The organism is Nocardioides cremeus, assembly GCF_030518195.1.
Classification (GTDB): Bacteria; Actinomycetota; Actinomycetes; order Propionibacteriales; family Nocardioidaceae; genus Nocardioides; species Nocardioides cremeus.
Window position 1 is genome coordinate 1 of record NZ_JAULSC010000111.1, and the last position, 373, is coordinate 373.

General features: G+C 44.0%; 1 protein-coding gene. It reads left to right on the forward strand.

Annotation, left to right across the window (positions count from 1 at the left end; all coding sequences use genetic code 11):
• On the forward strand, positions 1-301 hold a 301-nt coding region (locus QWJ41_RS20890; protein WP_302710396.1), incomplete at its 5' end, for a hypothetical protein.
• Between the last annotated feature and the right edge of the window lie 72 nt (positions 302-373).

The window sequence follows — 373 nt, forward strand, 5'->3', positions numbered from 1 at the left end:
CGAACCAGACCGTGGAACAGTTACTTTTACTCCTGGCGGATCCCTTTCGGATGAAGCTAGAGGTATGACAACTGGAAACGACATACATGGATTAACAGCAGACACTAGTAGTAGTAGGGTTTTGAACTTCACTACCAACAATGCACTGCTGTCTCGTGCTTTAACAACGAATGACGATCCTGACACAAAAGATCGTATCATTGCAGCACAAACTGAAGATGAGTCAGATGATTCATCAAATGGAGCACCATCAACACCGAGTGTTCCTCAACCTGGCACTTCAGCCAGCACACAACCTTAGAAAGGTTTTCTAGAATAACAGAAGACGTGGGTGACCAAAAGTCTGCCATGCAAATACTGTAACCATAGATTT